Annotated in this window: 4 protein-coding genes and 1 pseudogene; all 5 read right to left on the bottom strand. The window is 63.7% G+C overall.

What is annotated here, in order from left to right; translation table 11 throughout:
- Positions 1 to 588, bottom strand: a pseudogene (locus DBR22_RS12515) (pyridoxal 5'-phosphate synthase lyase subunit PdxS); the annotation flags it as partial.
- Positions 589 to 731: 143 nt separating this feature from the next.
- A complete protein-coding gene (pgsA, locus tag DBR22_RS12510) occupies positions 732 to 1,355 on the bottom strand; it encodes a phosphatidylinositol phosphate synthase (RefSeq protein ID WP_108599288.1) in 624 nt (207 codons plus the stop codon).
- The gene (locus DBR22_RS12505; RefSeq protein ID WP_108599285.1) at positions 1,345 to 1,932 is read right to left on the bottom strand and encodes an HIT family protein; all 588 of its coding nucleotides are present in this window, start codon (positions 1,930 to 1,932) and stop codon (positions 1,345 to 1,347) included. Before DBR22_RS12505 ends, pgsA begins: the two co-directional genes overlap by 11 nt.
- A gap of 19 nt (positions 1,933 to 1,951) precedes the next feature.
- Complete coding sequence (gene thrS, locus DBR22_RS12500; RefSeq protein WP_108599284.1) at positions 1,952 to 3,961, bottom strand: threonine--tRNA ligase; 2,010 nt, start codon at positions 3,959 to 3,961, stop codon at positions 1,952 to 1,954.
- Between the two features lie 116 nt (positions 3,962 to 4,077).
- On the bottom strand, positions 4,078 to 5,888 hold a 1,811-nt coding region (locus DBR22_RS24515), incomplete at its 5' end, for a helix-hairpin-helix domain-containing protein (RefSeq protein ID WP_258229176.1).

Here is a 5,888-nt window from a genome sequence, read left to right as displayed (position 1 = left end):
GAGCTCGTCCTCGGGCAGGGCCGCGAGCTTGGCGATTTCGGCGCGGATCTTGCGCATGTGCCCGGTGGCGTTGGAGACGTCGCCGGTACCGGCCTCGCCCTTGGACCGGATCATCGCCGCACCCTCGTTGATGCGGCGCAGTGCCTCACCCAGGTTGGTGGCCCCACAGACGAACGGAACGGTGAACTTCCACTTGTCGATGTGGTTGACGTAGTCGGCCGGGGTCAGGACCTCGGACTCGTCAATGTAGTCCACGCCGAGGGACTGCAGGATCTGCGCCTCGACGAAGTGGCCGATCCTGGCCTTGGCCATCACCGGGACGGAGACGGCGTCGATGATCTTGTCAATCATGTCCGGATCGGACATGCGGGACACGCCGCCCTGGGCACGGATATCGGCCGGAACGCGCTCCAGCGCCATGACTGCCACGGCACCGGCGTCTTCGGCGATGCGGGCCTGTTCGACGTTGACGACGTCCATGATGACGCCGCCTTTGAGCATCTCTGCCATGCCGCGCTTAACGCGGTTGCTGCCCGTGACGCTGTTCGCGGACGAACCGGCTTCGCTGCTTACATCAGGTGTAGACACAAAAACCCCTATGGGTAGATAGATGACCTTCGCCGGGCGTGGAGTGGCACGGGGGTGCCGAAATTCACACACACGGATTGCCGGATCCAGTGACCGGGCTGTCCTAATACTAGTCCCACCGCGGCCAGCGGGCTTAATCAGCGTTAATCAGTGGCGGTGGTCTCGGCCAGGGCCTGGCGACGGACAGAGACGATGCGCTGGATCACCGTGACCAGGCTCGCCAGGGCCAGCAGCCCGAGAGTCACCAGCAGGACAACAGAAGGCAACCCCAGGCCGGTGAACCCGGTTACCACGAGGACAGAAACCAGCCGTTCGGCGCGTTCAGCGATGCCCACGTTGGCGGTGAAACCGAGGGACTCGGCCTTGGCCCTGGCATAGGAAACCACCATGCCCAGGACGAGGCAAAGCGTGGCGGCGACGGCGACGGCGTAGTCTGCGCCGCCGGTGAAGAACCAGATGGCTACACCGGCGAAGAGCGCACCGTCGGCGATCCTGTCCAGGGTGGAGTCCAGGAAGTTTCCCCAGCGGCCGCCGGTATCCCGCATCCTGGCCATGATCCCGTCCAGCACATCGGAAAAGATGAACGCCGTAATGAAGAGGGTTCCCCACCAGAGCTGGCCGAGGGGGTAAAAGACCAGGGCGCCAACCACCACACCGGCAGTCCCGATGACCGTCACAGCATCAGGGGAAATACCGATTTTCAGGAGCCAGCGGGCAAGCGGGGTGAACAGCGCGGTGAAAAAACCGCGCGCATGCCTATTCAGCATCCGTCTCCCCGGGCCACGCCTCGGCAACCTGCAGACGGACTTCGTCCAGGGTCTGCGTGATGGCCTTGGTCTGGGCAATGATGGGAAAAAAGTTGCCGTCGCCGCCCCACCGCGGAACGATGTGCTGGTGCAGGTGGGCTGCGATGCCTGCCCCGCCCACAACGCCCTGGTTCATGCCAAGGTTGAACCCGCCCGGGTTGGCCACCTTACGCAGGACGCGCATGGCCGTCTGCGTGATCTCCGCGAACTCCGCGGTTTCCTCCAGCGTCAGGTCGGTGTAGTCCGGGACGTGCCGGTACGGGCAGACCAGGAGGTGGCCGGGGTTGTACGGAAAGAGGTTGAGCACCACGTAGCAGGTCTTGCCCCGGTGGACGATCAGCGATTCTTCGTCGCTCCGCCCGGGGCCGATACAGAACGGGCAGTCATTCTCGTTCTTGAACTGGTGCTGGCCGCCTTTGATGTAGGCCATGCGGTGGGGAGTCCACAGGCGCTGGAAAGCATCCGGCACGCCCGCGAGATCAAAATCATCGGTTACGCCGGCATCGCCCGGATATCCAGCGCCTGTGTTCTCTTGCACCGTGTTCTGTCCGTTTCCGCTAGCTGGTCCGGTTGCGGACGGCTTCTGTGATCCGCTTGACTGCCTCGGCCACCGGCACGCCGTTGTCCTGGCTGCCGTCACGGAACCGGAAGGACACCGCTCCGGCCTCGGCGTCGTCGCCGCCGGCGATCAGGACAAACGGGATCTTGTCCTTGCTGGCGGTGCGGATCTTCTTGGGGAACCTGTCGGAGGACGTGTCCACCTCGGCACGGATGCCGGCCGCCTTGAGCTGGTCAACGACGTCGAACATGTAGTCGTTAAAGGTCTCGGCTACCGGGATGCCCACCACCTGGACGGGTGACAGCCACACGGGGAAAGCTCCGGCGTAGTGCTCGGTGAGGACACCCATGAACCGCTCGATCGAGCCGAAGAGTGCGCGGTGGATCATCACGGGGCGCTGTCGCGTGCCGTCGGCGGCCTGGAATTCAAGTTCGAACCGTTCAGGCAGGTTGAAGTCCAGCTGGATGGTGGACATCTGCCAGGTCCGGCCCAGGGCGTCCTTGGCCTGCACGGAGATCTTGGGGCCATAGAACGCGGCCCCACCCGGATCCGGCACCAGGTCAAGCCCGGATTCCTCCGCAACCTCGGCAAGGGTCTTGGTGGCTTCTTCCCAGGCGGCGTCGTCGCCGACGTACTTCTCCGGGTCCTTGGTGGAAAGCTCCAGGTAGAAGTCGTTCAGGCCGTAGTCCTTGAGCAGGTCCAGGACGAAGTTCAGGGTCTTGGTGAGTTCGTCCTTCATCTGCTCGCGGGTGCAGTAGATGTGGGCGTCGTCCTGAGTCATCCCCCGGACCCGGGTCAGGCCATGGACCACGCCGGACTTCTCGTAGCGGTACACCGCACCGAATTCGAAGAGCCGCAAGGGCAGTTCGCGGTAGGAACGTCCGCGGGAACGGAAGATGAGGTTGTGCATGGGGCAGTTCATCGGCTTCAGGTAGTAATCCTGGCCGGGTTTGCGTACGGTGCCGTCCTCGTTGAGTTCGGCATCCACGTGCATTGCCGGGAACATGCCCTCCTTGTACCAGTCAAGGTGGCCCGAGACCTCGTACAGGTGGCCCTTGGTGATGTGCGGGGTGTAGACGAACTCATAGCCGGCCTCGACGTGGCGCTGGCGGGAGTAGTCCTCCATCTCCTTGCGGATGATGCCGCCCTTGGGGTGGAAAACCGGCAGGCCGGAGCCCAGTTCATCGGGGAACGAGAACAGGTCCAGCTCAACACCGAGCTTGCGGTGGTCGCGGCGTTCGGCCTCGGCGATCCGTTCCTGGTAAGCCTTCAGCTCGTCCTTGCTGGGCCAGGCGGTGCCGTAGATCCGCTGCAGCTGCTGGTTCTTCTGGTTGCCCAGCCAGTAGGCGGAGGAGGAGCGGGTCAGCGCGAAGGCGTTGGAGATGAGCTTGGTATTGGGCAGGTGCGGTCCGCGGCAGAGGTCGCACCAGACGGTGTCGCCGCTCTTCCGGTCCACATTGTCGTAGATGGTGATGTCGCCGGCGCCGACCTCGACGTTGACGCCTTCGCCCGCTTCAGCCGCCTCGTTTTTCTTGCCCAGGAGTTCGAGCTTGTAGGGCTCGTCCTTCATGGCCTCACGGACCCCGTCCTCGCTGACAACACGGCGGACGAATTTCTGGTTCTGGTTGATGATCTTGAGCATCATCTTCTCGAGGGTCTTGAGGTCCTCGGGAGTAAAGGGCTCGGCGACATCGAAGTCGAAGTAGAAACCGTCCGTAATGTAGGGGCCGATTCCCAGCTTGGCGTCCGGGCGGAGTTGCTGCACCGCCTGGGCCATGACGTGGGCGGTGGAGTGGCGAAGGACGTTGAGGCCATCGGGCGAGCCGATGGTGACGGCCTGGATTTCAGCGCCCTCGGGCAGTTCCTGGTCCAGGTCCTTCAGCTCGCCGTTGACGCGGGCCACAACAACATCGCGGCGCTCAAAGAAGAGTTCCGCACCGGTTGTCCCGGTAGTCACCTTGGTCTCTTCGCCATCGACGATGAGGGTGATCTGCTGGGCATCTGACACGGGTGTCTCCTATTCAAAGTTTTAGGCTTCATAGCTTGCGGCATACGGGGACCACAGCCAGCCATCGTCAATGCTATCGGTTCCGCGGGAGGCCGACCAACGGGACCCGCGGGCCCTCAGCCGCCCATCCCGGTGATAGCCAGGCTCCGGCTGATCCCATCCAGCGGGTGGGGGACATCGGAGGTCCGGGGCTGGGACGCGGGGAACGGCAGGGTTTCCACGCGGCTCAGGTCCCATGCCATGTTGGCGCTGAGGCTGATTCCCCGCGGCCCTGTGCGCCTGGTGGTGCCGCGGATGAGCAGCAGCCTGGTGCCGAACAACAGGAGCCCGGCCTGTTCCTGTGCTTCATGGAAGAACACGGAATCGATGCAGCCCGTGCCGTCATCGATGCTGATGAAAACCACCCTGCGCCCGCCACGCATGGGCGGGGTCTGGGTGGCAATGCGCACCCCGGCCACCAGCACCTCGGTGCCGTTGCGCAGCCCCAGGAGCTTGTCCGCGGTGGTAACGCCGAGCCTGGCCAGCATGGGCCGGTGGCTGTCCATCAGGTGCCCGCTGACATCAATGGCCATCAGGTCCAGCTCTGCCCGGACGTTTTCCACCAGGGTAGGCGCAGGCAGTCCAGGCTTGACGTTCCGCAGTTCCACGTCCCCCAGCGGCAGGGACAGCTGGCCTTCCATGACCTCGCGGCCTTTCCTGGTTCCTCCTGCGGATTGCAGCTTCTGAAGATGCTGTACGAGGTCTGCGCGGTTTGCTGCACCCCCTGACTCCCGGTGCAGTGAATCAAAGGCACCCAGCCGGGCGAGCCTGTTGATGCTTGGCTTGCTCAGCCTGGACCGCGCCCGCAGGTCAGCCAGGGAGTCGTAAGGCTGCCCGGCAACAATCCGTTTGAGTTCGGTACCTGACAGGCCGTAAATACCGTTCAGGCTCAGCCTGATTCCCAGCTTTCCGCTGTCCGGCCCGTCGGCGACCCGCTCAACCCTGTACTCGGCGCCGCTGCGGTTGATGTCCAGCGGCAGGATGGGGATGCCCAGCCTGCGGGCCTCGGCCACCAGCAGCCGTTTGGGATACATGCCGGGATCGTGTTCCCACAGCCCGGCAAGGAAGGCCTCGGGATGGTGGGTCTTGAGCCATGCTGACTGGTAGGTGGGTACGGCGAAAGCGGCGCCGTGGGCCTTGCAGAAGCCAAAGCTTCCGAATGCCTTCAGGGTGCCCCAGACCTTATCCACCACCTCTGGGGAATAGCCTGTTGCCCGGGCCTCCCTGCGGAAGAACTCTTCAACCTTCAGTTCGAGGACTTCGTTGCCGAGCGCCCGGCGGAACTCATCAGCCCGGGCAAGCCCGCAGCCGGTCATGACATCGAATGTTTTGAGGATCTGTTCATGGAAGACGGTGACCCCATGGGTTTCCTGCAGCACCGGTTTCAGGTCAGGGTGCGGATAGACCTCCGGCGCGAAGCCGTGCCGGTGTTCCAGGAAAGGCCGGACCATGTCGGACTTCATCGGGCCGGGCCGGAACAGCGAAATGTCGATGATGAGGTCATTGAACTCACGCGGCGCCATCTTGCCGATCAGTTCACGCTGGCCGGGTGATTCGATCTGGAAACAGCCCAGGGTGTGGGTGCTGCGGATCAGATCGTAGGTGGGTTCATCGTCCAGCGGCACAGCATTGAGGTCGATCATGCCGTTCTCGGCGATGTAATCCGGCCCGGTTCCGTCCGGCCCCGTGGGATGGCTCCCGGCCGCAACCACCTCGGCCTTGGAAGGATGGATCCGGATCACTTCCCGGACGGCAAAGGCCATGGCGCTTTGCATCCTCACTCCCAGGACATCGAGTTTGAGCATGCCCATGGGGTCCATGTCGTGTTTGTCGAACTGGCTCATGGGCAGCCCCAGTCCGCTGGGCTGGACAGGGGTGCGGTCCAGGA

This window comes from Arthrobacter sp. HMWF013 (genome assembly GCF_003061105.1).
In the GTDB taxonomy this organism is placed as follows: domain Bacteria; phylum Actinomycetota; class Actinomycetes; order Actinomycetales; family Micrococcaceae; genus Arthrobacter.
The sequence above is the reverse complement of the archived record's forward strand: the minus strand, read 5'-3'. Positions and strand labels throughout refer to the sequence as shown.